This is a genomic window from Amycolatopsis sp. CB00013, from assembly GCF_001905755.1.
Classification (GTDB): Bacteria; Actinomycetota; Actinomycetes; order Mycobacteriales; family Pseudonocardiaceae; genus Amycolatopsis; species Amycolatopsis japonica.
In genome coordinates this window covers 128471-147700 of record NZ_LIWC01000003.1, presented here as the reverse complement: position 1 = coordinate 147700, position 19230 = coordinate 128471, and the positions used below count along the sequence as shown (strand labels likewise).

Here is a 19230-nt window from a genome sequence, read left to right as displayed (position 1 = left end):
ACCATAGACCAGGGGTCCGGTGCGTGTCGTCTCCCGACACGCACCGGTCCCCTCGCCCGATCAGCTGCTCGAAGCCTTGCGGTACTCGAGCACCTCGTCGACGATCCCGTACGCCTTGGCCTCGTCGGCCGTCAGGATCTTGTCGCGCTCGATGTCCTTCTTGACCTCGTCGGCGTCCTTGTTCGTGTGCTTCGCCAGGATGACCTCCATCTGGCGCCGCACCCGCTGGATCTCGTTGGCCTGGATCTCCAGGTCCGACACCTGGCCGTACGTGCCCTCGGTGGCGGGCTGGTGGATCAGCACGCGCGAGTTCGGCAGCGTGAACCGCTTGCCGGGGGTACCGGCGGCCAGCAGCACCGCGGCGGCCGAGGCGGCCTGGCCGATGCACATGGTGACGATGTCCGGACGGACGTACTGCATGGTGTCGTAGATCGCCATCAGCGCGGTGAACGAGCCACCGGGCGAGTTGATCAGGATCATGATGTCGCGGTCCGGGTCCTCGTGCTCGAGGTGCAGCAGCTGGACCATCACGTCGTTGGCCGACGCGTCGTCGATCTGCACGCCGAGCATGATCTGACGCTCTTCGTACAGCTTGTTGTACGGGTTCGATTCCTTGATGCCGTAGCTCGTGCGCTCGACGTACGAGGGCAGGACGTACCGCGACTGCGGCAGCTGGAGCCGCGACTGCATCCCGGGCGCCTGCGACCCGATCGGAAGCTGGAAGTTGCTCATTGAATTCTCCTGTGTGCCGGGCGCGGATCAGCTGTTGGGAAGCGGGTTCTCACGAGTGAGGACCTGGTCCACGAAGCCGTAGTCCTTCGCCTCCTGCGCGGTGAACCAGCGGTCGCGGTCACCGTCCTTGACGATCTGCTCGACCGTCTGGCCGGTCTGCTCGGCGGTGATCCGGGCCAGCTCCTGCTTCCACTTGCCGAACACCTCGGCCTGGATGGCGATGTCGGAGGCCGTGCCGCCGACACCCGCCGAGGGCTGGTGCATGAGGATGCGCGCGTGCTGCAGCGCGTACCGCTTGCCGGGCGTGCCGGAGGAGAGCAGGAACTGCCCCATCGACGCGGCCAGGCCCATCGCGTAGGTCGCGACGTCCGGGCGGATCAGCTGCATGGTGTCGTAGATCGCGAAACCCGCGGTGACCGAGCCACCGGGCGAGTTGATGTAGAAGCGGATGTCCGACTCGGAGTCGTCTGCGTCGAGCAGCAACAACTGGGCGGTGATCCGGTTCGCGACCTCGTCGTTGACCTCGGAGCCGAGGACGACGATGCGCTCCTGGAGCAACCGCTCGAAGACCGAGTCGGTGAGGTTGAGCCCTGCGGTACCGGTCCGCGCCTGGGGCGTGTGCTGCGTCACGTCATGCCTGCCTTTTCGCCGACGGCGGCGGGTGGAACGTTCGCCGCCGCGTATGTCCAGATGCTTGAGGATCTTGCAACCGACCCTAACGAACTTGGGCGGTGCAGAATGCCTGACACCGCCCAAGTTCGCTTACAGCTTTACGGTCCGTTTCGACCGGACCGGATATTCCCTACTCGGCCGCAGTCTTCGCGGTCTCCTCGGTGACCTGCGTCTCCTCGGCTGCGGGGCCGAAGAGCTCTTCGAGGTCGACCGTGGCGCCGGAGGCGTCGGTCACGGTGGTCTTGCGGACCACCGAGGCCAGCGCCTTGCCGCGGCGCACGTCGGCGTAGATCGCGGTCAGCTGACCGGACTGCTGCGCCCGCTGGACGTACTCGTCCGGGCTGACGCCGAAGCGCTGCGCCTGGTAGATGATCCGCTCGGTGAGCTCGCCGTCGTTGACCGACGTCTGCTCGGCGTCGGCGATGCTGTCCAGCAGCAGCTGCGTGCGGACCGCCTTCTCCGACTCCTCGCGGACCTCGGTGTCGAACTCTTCGATCGTGCGGCCTTCGGCCTCCAGCGCCTTCGCGAACTGCGCCTCGTCGTGGTCGAAGGGGTGGATCGCGTCGTGCTTGCGGTTCTCGATCTCGGCCTCGAGGACCTTCTCCGGGATCGCGACCTCGGTGCGCTCGAGGAGCTCCTCGAGGACCTTGTCGCGGGCCTGGACGCCCTGCTGCATCTTCTTGACGCGGCCGAGGCGCTCGCGAAGGTCGCCCTTCAGCTCGTCGATCGTGTCGAACTCGCTCGCCATCTGGGCGAACTCGTCGTCCGCCTCGGGCAGCTCGCGCTGCTTGATGGTCTGCACGGTGACGGTGACGTCGGCGTCCTTGCCGGTGTGCTCGCCGGCGACCAGCTTCGTGGTGAAGGTCTTGGTCTCGCCGGCGTTCGCGCCGATGATCGCCTCGTCGATACCGTCGACGAGCTGGCCGGAGCCGATCTCGTAGGACAGGCCGGTGGTCGAGGCCTCCTCGACCTCCTGGCCGTCGACGGTGGCCGCGAGGTCGATCGAGACGAAGTCGCCGTTCTCGGCCGGGCGGTCGACACCGGTCAGGGTGCCGAAGCGGGCGCGCAGCTCGTCGAGCTGCTCGTCGACCTCGGCGTCGGTCAGTTCGACGTCGTCGACGCTGACCGCGAAGCCCTCGAGGTCGGGCAGCGAGATCTCCGGGCGGATGTCGACTTCGGCGGTGAACTCGAGGACCTCGCGGTCCTCCAGCTTGGTCACCTCGAACTCGGGCTGGCCCAGCGTGCGGACCTCGCCCGCGCGCACGGCTTCCATGTACTTGGCCGGAATGACCTCGTTGACGACCTCGTCGAGCACCGGGGCTCGCCCGATCCGGCTTTCCAGCACGCGAGCCGGCGCCTTGCCCGGGCGGAAGCCGGGGATGCGCACCTGCTGGGCGATCTTGCGGTAGGCGCGGTCGAAGTTCGGCTTGAGCTCGTCGAACGGCACCTCGACATTGATCTTGACTCGCGTCGGGCTGAGCTGCTCGACGGTGCTCTTCAACGTATTCTCCTCGAGCGGTAAACGATGTGTTGGGGCATCCGCATGTCGTCGACGGCGGATGTGCCCTGGTCACCTTGCAGACCGGGCCGTCCGAGTCTAGGCCGTGTCCCTTCCCGGCCCGGTCCCGGGGCCATCAGCCCGCCCTCGCCCGCCGGTCACAGGTTTCGAACCACGTCGGACCATCAGGCCCCCGACCACCCGATCGGACCAGTTTTCGGTTCTTCTCTGTTACGAACCGGCCCTTTCCTGGACACGGATGCGTGCCACGCTTCACCATCGGACGCCGTGACGAGGCGTTTCGGCGATCGGATGAAGTTTACAAACCAGTACTAATTGTCTACGGTATGCGAGCTTGTCCCGGTAGCCATCGACCGAGGGGAACGATCGATGACCGTCGCCGTAACCCGGTCCGAGGACACGGGGGAATCACCCGAGAGAAGACCGAGACGCGGTGTGCCCAATCCGCGGCTGCCGCTGCCGCTGGTCTCGGTGCCGACCGTGCTGCTGTTCACCGGCGGCGCCATGGTCTGGACGGGCGCCACCTGGCTGGTCGTCAACGAGGCCGCGCCGCTCTGGGTGACCATTCCCCTGCACGCGCTCGTCACCTTCACCATGTTCACCGTGCTGCACGAGTCGACGCATCACGCGGCCGGGCGGCTCACCTGGGTCAACGAACTGCTCGGCAGGCTCGCGATGCCGTTCGTGGCGGCCTACGGCTCCTTCCCCCTGGTGCGCTACATCCATCTGGAGCACCACCGCAACACCAACGAGGACGCCCACACCGACCCCGACGCCTGGACCGCGCACGGCCCCTGGTGGCAGTTGCCGCTGCGCTGGCTGACCATCGACTTCTGGTACGCCCGCTTCTACGTGGCCCGGCAGCGCACGCGGCCGCCGTCGGAGCGGATCGAGACCGCGGCCGTCGTCGCGCTGAGCCTCGCCGCGTTCGCCTGGCTGACCGTGAGCGGCCACGGCTGGGAACTGCTGATGGTCTACCTGATCCCGCAACGCGTCGGGCTGGCCGTCCTGGCCTGGTGGTTCGACTGGCTGCCGCATCACGACCTCGGCGCGCAGCGGCAGAACCGGTTCGGCGCCACCCGCGTCCGCGTCGGGCTCGAATGGCTGATGACGCCGATCATGCTGTGCCAGAACTACCACCTGGTGCACCATCTCCACCCGGCGATCCCGTTCTACCGGTATCTCCGCACGTGGCGGGACAACCGCGACGCCTACCTCGCCAGGGACGTCCCGATCGCGACCCCGTGGGGCCGCGAGCTGACGGCGGCGGAGTACCGCGAATGGCGGCGGCTCACCGGCTCGTTCGACGAGGAGCCGCCCGCGCCGCAGCCGCTGCGGCCGAGCCGGTTCCACTCGCTGCGGGTCGCCGAGGTCCGGCCGCTGTGCGAGGGCGCCGTCACCGTGACGTTCGAGGTGCCGGAGCGGCTGCGCGAGACCTTCCTGTTCACCCCCGGCCAGCACCTCGTCATCCGCGCGGAGGTCGACGGGGAAGAGGTGCGGCGCGCCTACTCGATCTGCTCGACGCCGGACTCCGGTGAGCTGCGGATCGCGATCAAGCACCAGCTCGGCGGCGCGTTCTCGACGTTCGCCACCACGGAACTCGCGGCGGGCGACGTCCTGGACGTCCTGCCGCCGGACGGCGAGTTCACGCTGACCCCGGAGCGCGGTCGCGCCGGTCGTTACGTCGCGCTCGCCGCGGGCAGCGGGATCACGCCGATCCTGTCGATTCTTACCGCGACCCTGCGGAACGAGCCGAACAGCAAGGCGACCTTGCTGTACATCAACACCTCCGGCGCCAGCACGATGTTCGCCGACGAGCTCGGCGCGCTCGCCACCCGGCTGGGCGGACGGCTGCACGTCGTGCACTACCGCACCGACGAACGCGACCCGGACCTGCGCACGCAACGGGTCGAGAAGCCGTTCGACATCGTCGGCGAGGCGCTGGCCATCTCGCACGAGCGCTACCAGCGCGGCCGTCTCGACGGCACCCGCCTCCGCGCGCTGCTGCAGGCACGGCTGCACCCGGCGAAGGTGGACGACTGGTTCCTGTGCGGCCCGCGCGACCTCGTCGACATGGCCCGCCGGACGCTCGCCGAGCGGGACGTCCCGGAGGAGAACGTCCACTTCGAACTGTTCCAGGGCGCGCTCCCGGTCCGCCCCTCGCGGCGCCCCGGCCCGACGCTGACGGTCACCGCGGGCGGGAAGACCGTCGAAATCCCCGCGACCGTGGGCGAAACCGTGCTCAGCGCCGCGCTCCGGCACGGCGTCGACGCGCCGTACGCGTGCGTCGGCGGCGCGTGCGGCACGTGCCGGGCGACCGTGGTGCGGGGCAGCGCGCGGATGGACGTCCATTACGCGCTCGGGGACGACGAGGTCGCCGCGGGCCGGATCCTGACCTGCCGGGCGGTGGCGACCTCGCCCGAACTCGCCGTCGACTACGACCGCTGACCCCGGCCCGGCCACAACGGTCGATGGGGTCGTGAGTGGCGACTCGTGTTCTGGTGAACCTGTATTTGCTCACCCACTCGGCTCGCCCCCGTCCTGCTGCCGTGGCGGAGCCGATGTCGGCGAGTGGGGAGGATCGGGGACGTCCAGTGTCCGGAATCTTCCCCGCTCGGCATGACCTTGATCAACGGAGGATTCGGGACACTCAACGTCCCCGATCTTCCGTTGATCAAGCTCCTCGACCCGAGCAACCCCCTCGACGATGCAGGAATTAGGACACTCGGACGCGACCGGTCCTGCCGCGAGGCGTCCGGCTGGACACGCGTGTCGTCCATCGCATCACGCGTGTCGTCCGTCTGAGCACACGTGCTGTCCGACAGCGCGAGTGCGGCATGGCGGCACACAGCGGGCTCACAGGTGGGACACAACGCGCGCATACGACGGCGGCGCACGCTCGGGTCATGGCATCCGGACCGACCGCCGGCCCGCGCCGGTGGACCCGGCCCGGGCGGCTTTCCCTGCGCGCCAAGCTGACCGGCTCGATGGTGCTGCTGCTCACGTTCGTCTGCCTGGTGATCGGCGTCGCCAGCGAGATCGCGCTGCGGTCGTTCCTCACCCGCCAGATCGACGACCAGCTCTCGGCCGCGTCGTCCCGCGCCCACGACTTCGCGAACCGGCCGCCGGAGGACGGGCTCGGTCCCAATCCGCTCAACGCGCCGGGCCAGGCCTCCGGGACGCTCAGCGTGCGGGTCTCCGGCGACCGCGTGCTCTACGCCGGAGTCCTTACCGTGCAAGGGCTTCCGCAAGGATTGTCGGCCGAGCAGGAGGCCGGGCTGTTCTCGATTCCGGCGGATCGTCCGCCGATGACGCTGACGATCGGCGGGCTGGGCGACTACCGCGTGCAGGCCGCCTCGATCCCCGGTGTCGTGGTCGTCACCGGGCTCCCGCTCGGGCCGATGCAGGACACGCTGGCCACCGTCGGGTGGATCCTGTTCGGGGTCGCGGCGGCGGGCGTCACCGGCGCCGGGTTCCTCGGCGCGTTCGCCGTCCGGCGCACGTTGCGCCCGCTCGACCGGGTCGCGGCGACCGCGGGCCGGGTGTCGGCGATGCGGCTCGACCGCGGGCAGGTCGCGCTTTCCGTGCGGGTGCCCGAGATCGACACCGATCCGCGGACCGAGGTCGGCCAGGTCGGTTCGGCGCTGAACCTCATGCTCGGGCATATCGCGCGGGCGCTGGAAGCCCGGCAGGCCAGCGAGACCCGGGTCCGCCGGTTCGTCGCCGACGCGAGCCACGAACTCCGCACGCCGCTCGCGGCGATCCGCGGGTACGCCGAACTCGCCGGCCGCGGCAGCGCGCTGGCGCCGCCGGAGGTCGCGCGTTCGATGTCGCGGATCCAGTCCGAGGCGGCCCGGATGACGACGCTGGTCGAGGATCTCCTCCTGCTCGCGAGACTCGACGCCGGTCGCCCGCTCGAAGCGGGCGAGGTCGACCTCACCCGGCTGGCCGCGGACGCCGTCGGCGACGCGCACGTCGCGGGCCCGGACCATCGCTGGGAACTCCGGCTCCCGCCGGTTCCCGTCCTCGTCCGCGGCGACGTCCAGCGCCTGCACCAGGTGCTGGCGAATCTGCTGTCCAACGCGCGCACGCACACCCCGCCGGGCACCACGGTGATCACCGCGCTGACCCGCTCGCACGGCGGGGCCGCGGTGCTCACCGTCACCGACGACGGCCCCGGGATCGCCCCGGAACTCCTGCCGAGCGTCTTCGAACGCTTCGCCCGCGGTGATTCCTCCCGCTCACGGACCGCGGGCAGTACCGGGCTCGGGATGGCGATCGCGTCGGCGATCGTCGTGGCCCATCACGGCACGATCGAGGTGCACAGCCGTCCGGGTCGCACCGAATTCGCCGTCCATCTTCCGGTGATCGGATCCTCACAGCGGGTGCACAGCTTCGGCACAACCACCCCCCAGGTCGGCCCCCGACGCTGAGGCCATGACCCTCCTCGCCTCCCGCGACGAAGCCGATCGAACCGCTCCCCCCGCCCGAGGCACGCCGGCCGATCCGCGCTGGGTCCGGCCGTCGCTGGCCGCGCTTCTGCTCGCGACCGCCGTCCTGTACCTGTGGAACCTCGGGGAATCCGGCTGGGCCAACGCCTTCTACTCGGCGGCCGCGCAGGCGGGATCGCTGAGCTGGAAGGCGTTGTTCTTCGGATCCAGCGACGCCGCGAACGCGATCACGGTCGACAAGACACCGGCCGCGTTGTGGGTGATGAGCCTGTCCGCGCGCCTGTTCGGGGTCAACGCCTGGAGTGTCCTGGTGCCGCAGGCGTTGATGGGCGTCGGCTCGGTCGCGGCGCTGTACGCCGCGGTGCGCCGGACGTCCGGCCCGGCCGCGGGGCTGCTGGCGGGCACCGTCCTCGCGCTCACCCCGGCCGCCGCGCTGATGTTCCGCTTCAACAACCCCGACGCGTTGCTCGTCCTGCTCCTGACCGCGGGCGCGTACTGCGTCGTCCGCGCCCTGGAGAAAGCGAGCCCGCGCTGGCTGGCGCTGGCCGGGGTCGCCGTCGGTTTCGGCGTCCTCGCGAAGATGCTGCAAGCGTTCCTGGTGCTGCCCGCGTTCGGGCTCGCCTACCTGATCGCCGCGCCGGCCTCGCTGGGCAAACGCCTGCTGCACCTACTCGGCGCTTTGGGCGCGACCCTCATCTCCGCGGGCTGGTATCTCGCCGTCGTCGCGCTGTGGCCCGCCGCCGACCGGCCCTACATCGGCGGCTCGCAGGAGAACAGCCTGTGGGAGCTCGCTTTCGGCTACAACGGCCTCGGCCGCATCACCGGCGACGAGGTCGGCAGTGTCGGCGGGAGTCCCAACGGCGGCTGGGGAGGCACGGGCTGGGACCGGTTGTTCGGGAACGAGATGGCGGGCGGGATCGCCTGGCTCCTGCCCGCCGCCGCCGTCGCGCTGGCCGCCGGGCTGTGGTTCACGCGCCGTGCCCCGCGCACCGACGGCGGCCGGGCTGCGCTGATCCTCTGGGGCGGCTGGTTCGTGGTGACCGCCGTCGTGTTCAGCTACATGGGCGGCATCATCCACGCGTACTACACGATCGCGCTCGCCCCGGCGGTGGCCGCGCTCGTCGGGATCGCGGGCACGCAATTGTGGCGCGCACGGGGGAATCCGGCCGCCGCGGGCACGTTGAGCGCGGGGATCGGGCTGACCGCGCTGACGGCGTATCTCCTGCTGGCGCGGCAATCCGACTGGCTTCCCGGGTTCGCGATCGCGGTCCTCGTGGCCGGACTCCTGTGCGCCTTCCTGGTGTTCTTCGCCTCGCGTTTGCCTGACGTGGCAAGGCGTCTGGTCGCCCTCGGCGCACTGGTCACGGTTCTCGCAGGCACCGGCGTGTACACGGTCGCGACCGCGGCCACCCCGCATTCCGGCGCGCTCCCCTCCGCCGGGCCGGATACGGGCCGGGGCATGCGGATGGGCGGCGGCGGGTTGCTCGGGACGAGCCTGCCCGGCGACGAACTGGCCGCGCTGATCCGGCGGGACAGCGCGAACTACACCTGGGCGGCGGCGACCGTCGGCTCCAACAACGCCGCGGGTTATCAGCTCGGCAGCGGCGCGCCGGTGATGGCCGTCGGCGGGTTCAACGGCACGGATCCGGCCCCCACGCTCGAACAGTTCCAGGAATACGTCCGAAAAGGACGGATACACTACTTCCTCGGCGAAGGCATGATGATGCGCGGGGAGACCGGCAGCGACGCCGCCGAGCGGATCGCCGCCTGGGTCGCGGACACCTACGAACCGACCACTGTGGACGGTGTCACCGTCTACGACCTGAGCCGGTGAATCCCGTGACAGGACACAGCGACAGCACAGCTCGGGCACAAGGCGACCTCAGCGCGATGGCCGAGATTGACGTCATGACAACCGCGATCCTCTCCGGCGCCGAAACCGGCCGCCGCCCCGCCATCGCCCCGGACGGCTCCCCCGTGCTCGACGTCGTCATCCCGGTCTACAACGAGGAGACCGACCTCGAACCGTGCATCCGGAGGCTGCACGCGCACCTCGTGGAGCAGTTCCCGTACCCGTTCCGGATCACCGTCGCCGACAACGCCAGCACCGACGGCACACTGCACGTCGCGGAACGGCTGAGCCGCGAGTTCGATTCCGTCGAAGTCCGGCACCTCGAAGAAAAAGGCCGCGGCCGCGCGTTGCGTGCCGTTTGGTCCACTTCGGACGCTCCGGTGCTCGCGTACATGGACGTCGACCTCTCGACCGATCTGGCCGCGCTCGGGCCGCTGATCGCGCCACTGCTGTCCGGCCACTCCGACCTCGCCATCGGCAGCAGGCTCGCCCGGGGCGCGCGGGTGGTGCGCGGGCCGAAGCGGGAGTTCATTTCCCGGTGCTACAACCTGATCCTGCGCGGCACGCTGGCGGCGAGGTTCAGCGACGCGCAATGCGGTTTCAAGGCGATCCGTGCCGACGTCGCCGAACGGCTGCTCCCCCACATCCAGGACACCGGCTGGTTCTTCGACACCGAACTGCTCGTGCTGGCGCAGAAGGCCGGGCTGCGGATCCACGAGGTCCCGGTCGACTGGGTGGACGACCCGGATTCGTCGGTGAACATCATCGCCACCGCCACCGCCGACCTCAAAGGCATCGCACGGCTGACCAAGGCCACGATGACCGGCCGGATCCCGATCAGCGGCCTGCGTGAGCAACTCGGCCGCGCGCCGATCCAGGTACAGGCGCCGGGGGTGGCGCCGAGCCTGGTGCGGCAGCTGGTGCGGTTCGCCGCCGTCGGTGTCGCCAGCACCGTCGCCTACCTCGTGCTTTTCCTGCTGCTGCGGACGTTCACCGGCGCGCAGGCGGCGAACCTCGTCGCGCTGCTGGTGACGGCGATCGGCAACACCGCGCTCAACCGGCGCCTGACCTTCGGCATCCGCGGCAAGCAAGGCGCCGGGCTGCACCAGTTCCAGGGACTCATCGTGTTCGGGCTCGGGCTCGCGCTCACCAGTGGCGCGCTGGCGCTGCTGCACACGATGACCGCGCCGGGGCTGACGCTGGAGATCACCGCGCTCGTGCTCGCGAACCTCGCGGCCACCGTCCTGCGTTTCCTGCTGCTGCGGGGCTGGGTGTTCCGCCGCCGCCCCGCCACCGAGATGGAGAGCTGATCGATGACCACCGCACTCGCTTCCCGGGCCGAACCCGGCCACGCCGGGGAAACCGCCACGAAACCACCCGGCCGATGGGTCCGGCCCGCCGTGTTCGGGCTGCTCGCCGCCACCGCGCTGCTGTACTTCTGGAACCTGACCGCCTCCGGCTACGGCAACTCGTTCTACGCGGCGGCCGTGCAGTCGGGCACCCAGGACTGGAAGGCGTGGCTGTTCGGCTCACTCGACGCGGGGAACGTCCTGACGGTCGACAAACCCCCGGCCGCACTCTGGGTGACGACGGCGTTCGCCCGGATCTTCGGTTTCTCCAGTTTCACCGTGCTGGCACCGCAAGCGCTGATGGGCGTGGCTTCGGTCGGCCTTCTCTACCTGACGGTGAAACGGACTTCCGGACCGATCGCCGGCCTGTTCGCCGGGGCGGCGCTCGCCGTCACGCCGGTCGCCGCGCTGATGTTCAAGTTCAACAACCCGGACGCGTTGCTGACGCTGCTGCTGATCGCCGGTGGGAACTGCACGATCCGCGCGATCGAAAAGGCGAGCCCGCGCTGGCTGGCGCTCGCCGGGGTCGCCATCGGATTCGGCTTCCTGACCAAGATGATGCAGGCGTTCCTGGTGCTGCCCGCGTTCGGGCTCGCGTACCTGATCGCGGCGCCGACGTCACTCGGCAAACGCCTGCTGCACCTGTTCGGCGCCGTGGTCGCGGTGGTCGTCTCGGCGGGCTGGTTCATCGCGCTGGTCGATCTGTGGCCGACCGATTCACGGCCGTACATCGGCGGCTCGGACGGCGACAGCCTGCTCGAACTCGCCTTGGGCTACAACGGTCTCGGCCGGATCTTCGGCATGGGCGGCGGTGTGATGGTCGGCGGTCCCGGCGGTTCCGTCGGCTCCGGTGGCGGGAACGTCGGCTTCGGCGGCGAGAGCGGCCTGACCCGGATGTTCGGCGCCAGCTTCGGCGGTGAGGTGTCGTGGCTGCTGCCCGCCGCACTGATCGGGCTGGTCGCGGGGCTGTGGTTCACCCGGCGGGCGGCCGGGACCGACCGGACGAGGGCCGCGTTGATCGTGTGGGGCGGCTGGATGCTGGTCACCTCGCTGGTGTTCAGCTTCATGAGCGGGATCGTGCACCCGTACTACGCCGTCGCGCTGGCGCCGTCGATCGCCGCGGTGGTGGCGATCTCCGGGACCTCGCTGTGGCGCGGCCGGGCGCATTTCGCGCCCCGGATGTTCCTGTCGCTGATGATCGCGGCCAGCGCCGTGTGGGCGTACATCCTCCTGGACCGTGACGCGGACTGGCTGCCCGCGTTGCGCTGGATCATCGTCTGCCTCGGCCTGGTGACCGCGACCGTCGTGCTGGTGGGTGTCCCGCCGCTGCGCAAACTCGTCGCCATCGTCGCGACGGTCTCCGTGCTGACGATCGGCCTCGGGACCACCGCGTACGGCATCGAGACCGCTTCGCAGTCGCACTCCGGCTCGATCCCGATCTCCGGCCCGTCCACCGGGGGAGAGCGCGGAATGGGCATGGGCATGGAAGAGGGGTCCTCGGCCGAGATCGGGGCCGTGCTCGCGGCGACCACGACGAAGTGGGCGGCCGCGACGTCGAGTTCGCAGTCGGCGGCGAACCTGGAACTCGCGAGCGGGAAGTCGGTGATCGGCATCGGCGGTTGGAGCGGCGGAGATCCCGCACCCACCCTGGCCGAGTTTCAGCAGTACGTGGCGAACGGCGACATCACCTATTACGTCGAAGGCGGCCGCGGCGGCGGGCCGGGCGGCGGTTCGAACGAGATCTCCGAATGGGTCGCCGAGAACTTCACCGCCACCACGGTCGGCGAACAGACGGTGTACCACCTGCTCTCCTGAAATTGCGTCGACAAACCTTGGGGCGCACGGGAATCCTGGACGGCGTGAATCGGCCCTACCGCTGGGATCTCGTGCGCCCCGACCAGCTCGGGACGCTACTGGAGCGCGCCGAAGAACCGTCGTTGTGGTTCCTGGACGAATTGATCGAATGCGCCGCGAAGGTGATCGCCCGGGCGGGAGACGCGGACCTCTACTTCGTCGGCCGCTCCGCGGACAGCGTGCACGATCTGCTGAGCGGAACCCCTTGGCGGGAACGGATCCACCAGTTGCCGCTGTCGTTCGCGGGGACCCGGTCCGGACTGGCCGAGTCCGATGTAGACACTCTTCGCGGCTATCTCGCCTCGGCGGGCCTGAGCCCGCACGACCTGGCGCGCGGACGGCCGAAGGTGTTCGTCGACCTCGTCTACACAGGACAGACGTTCACCGACCTGTACGGGCTGCTGCGGCAGTGGATCGACGACGAGCGCGAGGCGTGGAGCATCATCCGCGGACGGCTCCGGTTCCTCGGGATCACCATCCGCGAGGACACCACGCCGTCGGCGTTCCGCTGGCAGCAGCATTTCGGCTGGCCCGCCGACCTGCCCGCGAACGGCGTCCGGAACATCTCGCTCGACGAGCCGGTCTGGCTCTACTTCGGGAACACCCAGCCCAAGCTGACTGCGTCGTTCCCGCGGCCGCGCTGGTCGGACGAGAACGGCCGGGCACCGGAGCATTCGGAGAAGCGGCTGCGGGGGCTCGCCGAGGCGGTCGCGATCGTCGAGGCGGGGCGCTCGAAGGCGGGGCGGGACCTGCTCGTGCGGCATCTGCGGAAGGAACCGGCGATGGCGGAGAGCTGGCTGCGGACCCTGATCACCCGCCTGCGCTGACCGACAGCTGCCTTTCACCTCCCCCTCAGGTCACCCACAGGATTCGGGCGGATCCTGGAAGCAGGGCATCACCCAGGGGTGAGGAGTAGACGATGAGGGAGCTTCCGCACTGGCACACGGCGAGCGCGCGGGGACCGCGCGAGTACAACGCGGACGCCGTCGCGGCGTACGCGGCGGCGGGCGGCCGCGGGATCGTGTTCGCGCTGGCCGATGGAGTCGGAGATCACCCGAATGCCGCACACGCGGCGCGCACGGCGGCATCGGCGGCGGCGAGGACACCGGTCGATCAGGGGGCGGTCGGGGCCGTTCTCGCTGCTCAGCGGGCCGTGCTCGCCCTCGGCGGGGCCGGTGACTGCGTACTCGTCGTGGCCGTCCGGACCGGCGAAGGGTATGGCATCGCGTGGGTCGGGGACGCGCGGGCGTACGCTTGGGACGGTTACACCGTGCGGCAGGTGACGAAGGACCATACGCTCGCGCAGTACTTCCGCGACCACGACCAACCCGTGACACCGCGGATGGAACACGTCGTCACCACCAGCGTCCGCACGGCCGGTGCGCACGAGATCGGCACCGCCACCGTCACGACCGGCGGGCTTCTGCTCACCAGCGACGGTGTGCACAAGACGCTCAGCGGTCCGGCCATGCTCGACATCCTCGGGATGCCGGACGGGGCGGCCGCGGAGCTGGTGCGGACGGCGATCTCGCTCGGTGGCTCCGACAACGCCACCGCGATCGTGGTGGATCCGCCCGGCGCGGAGGTCACCACGGAAAAGTTTCGCGTCGCGGCCTGAACCGGGCGGTCAGGCCGCGACGCGATCCCTCTTCAGCTGACGGTATTCACGCAGCACCAGCACGACGATCAGGACGTCGAGCGCGGCGAAGAACGGCAGCGCGAGCGAGTGCGTGTGGATCGCGCGGAAGATCTCGTAGACCACGAACGCCGAGAGCACCACGGCGGCCACGGGGTAGGCCCGCATCACCTTCTTCGCGAGCGCCCACACCAGGCCGAGCTTGATGAGGCCGTGCGCGACGAGGTACACGACGGCGAACGTCCGGCCCTCGGCGAAGTGGCCGGCGGCGAGTTCGAGGTGCCGGGCCAGCGTCCCTTCGGGGTCGCCGAGCAGGTCACGGGTGACCACGGCGTGCGCGAAACCGGAGATGACCGTCGCCGGCACGATCATCAGCACCAGCCCGCCCACCAGCTGCAACGCGCCGTCGAGTCCCTTCAGCGCGATGGCGATCCGGAACAGCTTCTCGGTGCTCATGTCACTCACCCTGCCGCACCGGGCCGCCGCCCGCAGCCACCGTCACCGGAACAGGCGGTCCCGGCAGGTCGGGCACCGTTCGTGCCGGGCGGTCCGGCCGGACGGGTCCCTGCCGTAGAACGGGAAGCACGGCGCCCCGCAGACGGCGAGATAGATCCGTCCGCACCGCAGCGGCCGCTCGCCGACGTGATGGGCCATGACCAGCGCCCGATGGCGCTCGCCCGCTTCCGGCAGCCAGCCGTCGTCGGGCAGCTTCGCGAGCACATCCGCGTCGACGTCGTCCGAACGGGCGAGCAGCGCCGTGCCGAGGTCGGTCAGCCGCTCCCCGAGATCACGAAGGACGTCGGCGCGCGGCGCGTCGTCCTCGACCATCCGGGTGACGAAGGTGATGTCGGTGCCCAGGGAGCCGTGGAGATCCCGGAGCCGGTCGAGAAGGCGGTGATCCATGCCCTTCCATTAAGGCGTTGCACCCCGGCAAGAAAAGGGTCACGACGCGTAGGTGACCCGGCCGTTCATGACGGTGGCGGTGACGGGGATGTCCCGCAGTCCGGCCGGGGACAGGCGCACCGGATCCACCGCGGTGACGACCAGATCCGCGACGTCGCCCACGGCCACCCCGGTCCGGCCGCCGGACGACGCCGCGAGCGCGGCCTCCAGCGGCATGGCCTGCTCGGGATGCCACGCCGGACGGTCGTCGTCGGTGCGGCTGACCGCCGACGCGATCGCGTCCCACGGGTCCAGCGGCGCGACCGGCGCGTCCGAGCCGAACTCCAGGCGTACCCCGGAGCGGTGCAGCGCGCCGTACGGGAACGCCCGATCGGTCCAGCCGTGCCAGTGCCGGTCGGCGACGTCGCGGTCGTCCGGCTGATGGGCGGGCTGCACACTCGCCACGACCCCCAGCTCGGCGAAGCGGGCGACGTCCTCGGAACGCAGCAGTTGCGCGTGCTCGATCCGGCCCGCGCAGCCGACGTTCGCGAACGCGTCGAGCGCGATCTTGTTGGCGTGGTCGCCGATCGCGTGCACCGCGGGTGAGAGACCGTGCTCGGAAGCCTTGCGCATCAACGGCTCCAGCTCCTCGGGCGGCAGTTCGAGCAGCCCGTGGGACTCGGTTCCGGCGTAGTGGCCCACGCAGTACGCGGTGCGCGTGTTCAGCGAACCGTCGACGAACAGCTTGAACGGGCCCACGGTGAGCAGCCCGCCGCTGCCCTCCAGGACGTCACCGGAGCGGTGGCCGCGTTGGATGGCCGTGTCGAGCAGGTACTTCGCGATCACGCAGGAAACCCGGACCGGCAGCGGTTTCCGCGCCAGCCGTCGCCGCCAGTCGGTGACGGTGTCGGCGTATTCGTAGTCGACGATCCGGGTGACGCCGCGAGCGGCCGCCGCGTCGAGGGCGTCGGCGACCCAGCCGTCGATGACATCGTCGGGGGCGACCGGGAGTTCGGCCGTCGCGCTCATGCAGTCGTTTTCCAGCAGCACCCCGGTGGGATGCTCGCGGCCGATGAGCTTCAGCGCGGCGGGGCTGAGCCACAGCGTGTGGAGGTCGGCGCTGAAGAGCGCGACCGGATGCCCGGGCAGCGCCTTCTGCAGCAGATCCTTGTGCGGGGCGTCGGACCAGAGACCGTCGCGGAACCCGGCGCCGAGCACGAGTTCGCCGGGCGGCGCGGGATTCGCCAGGAGATGGGCGAGCACGAGCTCGACCGTGTGCGCGGCGGAGGTCGCCTCCCCCAACGGGATCCGGCGGCGCGCGGCGGACCACTGGGCGGTGTGCACATGCGTGTCGACCAACCCGGGCAGCAGGGTGCCGCCGTGCCCGTCCAGGGTCTCCGACGCCTCACCCGCCTGCCCCGGGCCCGCGATGGCCGCGACCCGGCCGCCCTCGATCCGCACGTCCGACAGGGAACCCGCCAGGCCGACCCGGACCCGGCGCAACAGAAGATCGTCCACGCCCTCACCTTGCCAGCCCGCCCGCGTTTAGTCCTCTGAATGCGGTCCATGCGCGCGCAACGATCGCATTCAGAGGACGAAATGCGGGAGGGTCAGGAGCGGGCGAAGGTGAGCTTTCCGAGCGCGGCGACCAAAGGCGCGAGTTCGGGGAGTTCCTCGGCGGCGGCGAGCGCGTCGGAGAGGACGGTGTCGTGCGTCGGCCGCGCGGCCGCGAGCAGCTCCTGCCCCGACGGCGTGACCTCCGTGTAGATCCCCCGCCGGTCGTCCGCGCACAGGTACCGCTGCAGCAGCCCCCGGTCCTCCAGCCGCGACACCAGCCGCGTCGTCGCCGACTGGCTGAGCACGACGGCGTTCGACAGCTGGTTCATCCGCAGGTGGAAACCGTCCTGACGGGCGAGCACGTCCAGCACGGTGTACTCGCTCACGGACAGCGAGTGCTGCTGCGCCAGCGCGCGCTCGAGCGCGTCCTCGATCCGCGCGTGCAGCGCGGCGAGGGTCCGCCAGCCCTGCGCGCGTGCCTCCACGGCGTCGTCGGCCAGTGACACGGTTCACCTCTTCCCCGGTTGCCCGAGCTTCGTTGCGTCATGCATCATCAAGCGTGTGCAATATACGGCGCGTGCAACTATTTCAGACGCCCGTAGTTGCCAACGCCAGCCAACACCACTCTACGGGAAGAAGTGAGCCTCCAATGCCTGCCGCTCTGCTCGCACTGGCGATCAGTGCCTTCGGTATCGGCACCACCGAGTTCGTGATCATGGGGCTGCTGCCCGAGGTCGCGGGCGACTTCGGCGTCTCGATCCCCTCCGCCGGGCTGCTGATCTCCGGCTACGCGCTCGGCGTCGTGGTCGGCGCGCCGCTGCTGACCGCGCTCGCGTCGCGGGTGCCGCGCAAGACGGTCCTGGTCGGCCTGATGGTCCTGTTCATCGCCGGCAACGTCGTGTCCGCGCTGGCCCCCACCTACGGCCTGCTGATGACCGGCCGGGTGGTCGCCGCGCTGTCGCACGGCGCGTTCTTCGGCGTCGGCGCGGTCGTCGCCGCCTCGCTGGTCGCGCCGACCAAGCAGGCGGGCGCCATCGCGATGATGTTCACCGGCCTGACCGTCGCCAACGTCCTCGGCGTGCCTGCCGGGACCGCGCTCGGCCAGGCACTGGGCTGGCGCTCGACGTTCTGGGCGGTCAGCGCGCTCGGCGTGATCGGCCTGATCGGGATCCTCGCGCTGGTCCCCGTGCAGGCGACGACGCAGAGCGCCGGGCTGCGCAGCGAACTGGCCGTGTTCCGGCGCCCGCAGGTATGGCTCGCGTTGGCGATGACCGCGCTCGGCTTCGCCGGGGTGTTCGCGTCCTTCACCTACATCGCCCCGATGATGACCGAGGTCGCGGGCTTCTCCCCCGGCGCGGTGACCTGGCTGCTGGTGCTGTTCGGCGGCGGCCTGTTCGTCGGCAACCTGCTCGGCGGCAAGGCGGCCGACCGGTCGCTGATGCCCAGCCTGTACGTCATCCTCGCCGTGCTCGCGGCCGTCCTGGTCGTGTTCGTCTTCACCGCGCACGCCCAGCTCCCCGCCGCGATCACCATCGCGGTCTTCGGCGCCGCCGGTTTCGCGACCGTCGCACCGCTGCAGGCCCGCGTCATGAACAAGGCCGAAGGCGCGCCCGCACTGGCTTCGGCGGCCAACATCGCCGCGTTCAATCTCGGCAACGCCGGGGGCGCGTGGCTCGGCGGCAAGGCCATCGACGCAGGTCTCGGCTACACCGCGCCCAACTGGATCGGCGCCGCGCTCGCGCTCGCCGGACTGCTGGTCGCGGTCATCTCAGGCATGCTCGATCACGGGCGGCGAAAGGCTCGTCGCGCCGAACTGGCCCCCGCCGCCTGAACCGGAAACACCCATGAAAGGAACGCAAGTGACCGACATTCCCACCGTCAAGCTCAACAACGGGGTGGAGATGCCGCAGCTCGGGTTCGGCGTCTTCCAGGTGCCGGACGAGGAGACCACCGCCGCGGTCAAGGCCGCGCTGGACGCGGGCTACCGCAGCATCGACACCGCCGCCATCTACGGCAACGAAGCGGGCGTCGGCAAGGCACTCGCCGAGTCCGGGATCGCCCGCGACGAGCTGTTCATCACCACCAAGCTGTGGAACAGCGAACAGGGCTACGACGCCACGCTGAAGGCGTTCGACGCCAGCCTGGCCAAACTGGGCCTGGAGCACCTGGACCTCTACCTCATCCACTGGCCGACGCCTGAGCGCGATCTCTACCGCGACACGTGGAAGGCCTTCGAGAAGCTCTACGCCGACGGCCGGGTGCGCGCGATCGGCGTGTCCAACTTCCAGCCCGCGCATCTCGACCGGCTGGCCGACGCCGGTTCCGTGACCCCGGCGGTCAACCAGGTCGAGGTGCACCCGTACCTGCAGCAGGCCGAGGTGCGCGAATACGACGCGAAGCACGGCATCGCGACCGAGGCGTGGAGCCCGCTGGCCAAGGGCGGCGACCTGCTCGGCGAGGACGCGGTGAAGGCGCTGGCGTCGAAGCACGGCCGCACGCCGGCGCAGATCGTGCTGCGGTGGCATCTTCAGCTGGGCAACGTCGTGATTCCGAAGTCCGTGACCCCGTCGCGGATCAAGGAGAACCTCGACGTCTTCGGGTTCACGCTGTCGGAGGAGGACATCGCTTCGCTGACCGTGCTGGACCGGGGCGAGCGGACCGGGCCGGATCCCGACACCTTCAACGTCGCGTAGTCACAAGTCCGTGAAGGCCTCCTTGAGGGACCC

General features: G+C 70.2%; 16 protein-coding genes. 9 read left to right on the top strand and 7 right to left on the bottom strand.

What is annotated here, in order from left to right:
- Positions 1–60: 60 nt before the first annotated feature.
- The 3 genes from AMK34_RS20345 to tig all read right to left on the bottom strand — a co-directional run bounded on the left by AMK34_RS20345 (position 61) and on the right by tig (position 2905).
- Positions 61–732 carry an ATP-dependent Clp protease proteolytic subunit gene (locus AMK34_RS20345; RefSeq protein WP_016332354.1) on the bottom strand — a complete coding sequence of 224 codons (672 nt, stop codon included), beginning with the start codon at positions 730–732 and terminating at the stop codon, positions 61–63.
- Between the two features lie 27 nt (positions 733–759).
- The gene (locus tag AMK34_RS20340; RefSeq protein ID WP_016332353.1) at positions 760–1362 is read right to left on the bottom strand and encodes a ClpP family protease; all 603 of its coding nucleotides are present in this window, start codon (positions 1360–1362) and stop codon (positions 760–762) included.
- 172 nt (positions 1363–1534) lie between these two features.
- Positions 1535–2905, bottom strand: a complete 1371-nt coding sequence (tig, locus tag AMK34_RS20335) for a trigger factor (protein ID WP_038517274.1) — start codon at positions 2903–2905, stop codon at positions 1535–1537.
- 453 nt (positions 2906–3358) lie between these two features.
- Here tig and AMK34_RS20330 point away from each other — a divergent pair, with 453 nt between their 5' ends.
- The 7 genes from AMK34_RS20330 (at position 3359) to AMK34_RS20300 (ending at position 14047) form a co-directional block, all read left to right on the top strand.
- The gene (locus tag AMK34_RS20330) at positions 3359–5371 is read left to right on the top strand and encodes a fatty acid desaturase (protein ID WP_038517276.1); all 2013 of its coding nucleotides are present in this window, start codon (positions 3359–3361) and stop codon (positions 5369–5371) included.
- Between the two features lie 458 nt (positions 5372–5829).
- Positions 5830–7356: a sensor histidine kinase gene (locus tag AMK34_RS20325; protein WP_073846434.1), complete on the top strand. Its 1527-nt coding sequence runs from the start codon at positions 5830–5832 to the stop codon at positions 7354–7356.
- 4 nt (positions 7357–7360) lie between these two features.
- Positions 7361–9208: an ArnT family glycosyltransferase gene (locus tag AMK34_RS20320; protein ID WP_083649930.1), complete on the top strand. Its 1848-nt coding sequence runs from the start codon at positions 7361–7363 to the stop codon at positions 9206–9208.
- 74 nt (positions 9209–9282) lie between these two features.
- Positions 9283–10536 (top strand): glycosyltransferase, encoded by a 1254-nt coding sequence (locus AMK34_RS20315; protein ID WP_241832814.1) that lies wholly within the window; start codon positions 9283–9285, stop codon positions 10534–10536.
- 3 nt (positions 10537–10539) lie between these two features.
- Positions 10540–12390: a glycosyltransferase family 39 protein gene (locus AMK34_RS20310; RefSeq protein ID WP_073846433.1), complete on the top strand. Its 1851-nt coding sequence runs from the start codon at positions 10540–10542 to the stop codon at positions 12388–12390.
- A 44-nt stretch (positions 12391–12434) separates the two neighbouring features.
- Entirely contained in the window at positions 12435–13256 is an 822-nt protein-coding gene (locus tag AMK34_RS20305; RefSeq protein WP_241832813.1) for a hypothetical protein, read from the top strand.
- A 92-nt stretch (positions 13257–13348) separates the two neighbouring features.
- Positions 13349–14047, top strand: a complete 699-nt coding sequence (locus AMK34_RS20300) for a PP2C family protein-serine/threonine phosphatase (protein WP_073846432.1) — start codon at positions 13349–13351, stop codon at positions 14045–14047.
- Between the two features lie 9 nt (positions 14048–14056).
- Here the strand turns inward: AMK34_RS20300 and AMK34_RS20295 are convergent, their stop codons facing one another.
- The 4 genes from AMK34_RS20295 to AMK34_RS20280 all read right to left on the bottom strand — a co-directional run bounded on the left by AMK34_RS20295 (position 14057) and on the right by AMK34_RS20280 (position 17010).
- Positions 14057–14521, bottom strand: coding sequence for a DUF2127 domain-containing protein (locus tag AMK34_RS20295; RefSeq protein ID WP_038517294.1), 465 nt, complete (start codon positions 14519–14521; stop codon positions 14057–14059).
- 42 nt (positions 14522–14563) lie between these two features.
- Positions 14564–14968: a hypothetical protein gene (locus tag AMK34_RS20290; protein WP_073846431.1), complete on the bottom strand. Its 405-nt coding sequence runs from the start codon at positions 14966–14968 to the stop codon at positions 14564–14566.
- 39 nt (positions 14969–15007) lie between these two features.
- The gene (locus tag AMK34_RS20285) at positions 15008–16465 is read right to left on the bottom strand and encodes an amidohydrolase (RefSeq protein WP_073846430.1); all 1458 of its coding nucleotides are present in this window, start codon (positions 16463–16465) and stop codon (positions 15008–15010) included.
- A gap of 92 nt (positions 16466–16557) precedes the next feature.
- The gene (locus AMK34_RS20280; RefSeq protein WP_038517304.1) at positions 16558–17010 is read right to left on the bottom strand and encodes a MarR family winged helix-turn-helix transcriptional regulator; all 453 of its coding nucleotides are present in this window, start codon (positions 17008–17010) and stop codon (positions 16558–16560) included.
- Between the two features lie 143 nt (positions 17011–17153).
- Here AMK34_RS20280 and AMK34_RS20275 point away from each other — a divergent pair, with 143 nt between their 5' ends.
- Together AMK34_RS20275 and AMK34_RS20270 are read left to right on the top strand one after the other, a co-directional pair.
- Complete coding sequence (locus tag AMK34_RS20275; RefSeq protein ID WP_037347598.1) at positions 17154–18335, top strand: MFS transporter; 1182 nt, start codon at positions 17154–17156, stop codon at positions 18333–18335.
- A gap of 28 nt (positions 18336–18363) precedes the next feature.
- The gene (locus AMK34_RS20270) at positions 18364–19197 is read left to right on the top strand and encodes an aldo/keto reductase (RefSeq protein ID WP_038517307.1); all 834 of its coding nucleotides are present in this window, start codon (positions 18364–18366) and stop codon (positions 19195–19197) included.
- The last annotated feature ends 33 nt before the right edge of the window (positions 19198–19230 follow it).

Bases quoted from the DNA above. Each gene is read 5' to 3' on its own strand.
- AMK34_RS20345 (WP_016332354.1), bottom strand. From the start codon at position 732: ATGAGCAACTTCCAGCTTCCGATCGGGTCGCAGGCGCCCGGGATGCAG.
- AMK34_RS20325 (WP_073846434.1), top strand. From the start codon at position 5,830: ATGGCATCCGGACCGACCGCCGGCCCGCGCCGGTGGACCCGGCCCGGG.
- AMK34_RS20320 (WP_083649930.1), top strand. From the start codon at position 7,361: ATGACCCTCCTCGCCTCCCGCGACGAAGCCGATCGAACCGCTCCCCCC.
- AMK34_RS20315 (WP_241832814.1), top strand. From the start codon at position 9,283: ATGACAACCGCGATCCTCTCCGGCGCCGAAACCGGCCGCCGCCCCGCC.
- AMK34_RS20310 (WP_073846433.1), top strand. From the start codon at position 10,540: ATGACCACCGCACTCGCTTCCCGGGCCGAACCCGGCCACGCCGGGGAA.
- AMK34_RS20300 (WP_073846432.1), top strand. From the start codon at position 13,349: ATGAGGGAGCTTCCGCACTGGCACACGGCGAGCGCGCGGGGACCGCGC.
- AMK34_RS20295 (WP_038517294.1), bottom strand. From the start codon at position 14,521: ATGAGCACCGAGAAGCTGTTCCGGATCGCCATCGCGCTGAAGGGACTC.
- AMK34_RS20290 (WP_073846431.1), bottom strand. From the start codon at position 14,968: ATGGATCACCGCCTTCTCGACCGGCTCCGGGATCTCCACGGCTCCCTG.
- AMK34_RS20275 (WP_037347598.1), top strand. From the start codon at position 17,154: ATGCCTGCCGCTCTGCTCGCACTGGCGATCAGTGCCTTCGGTATCGGC.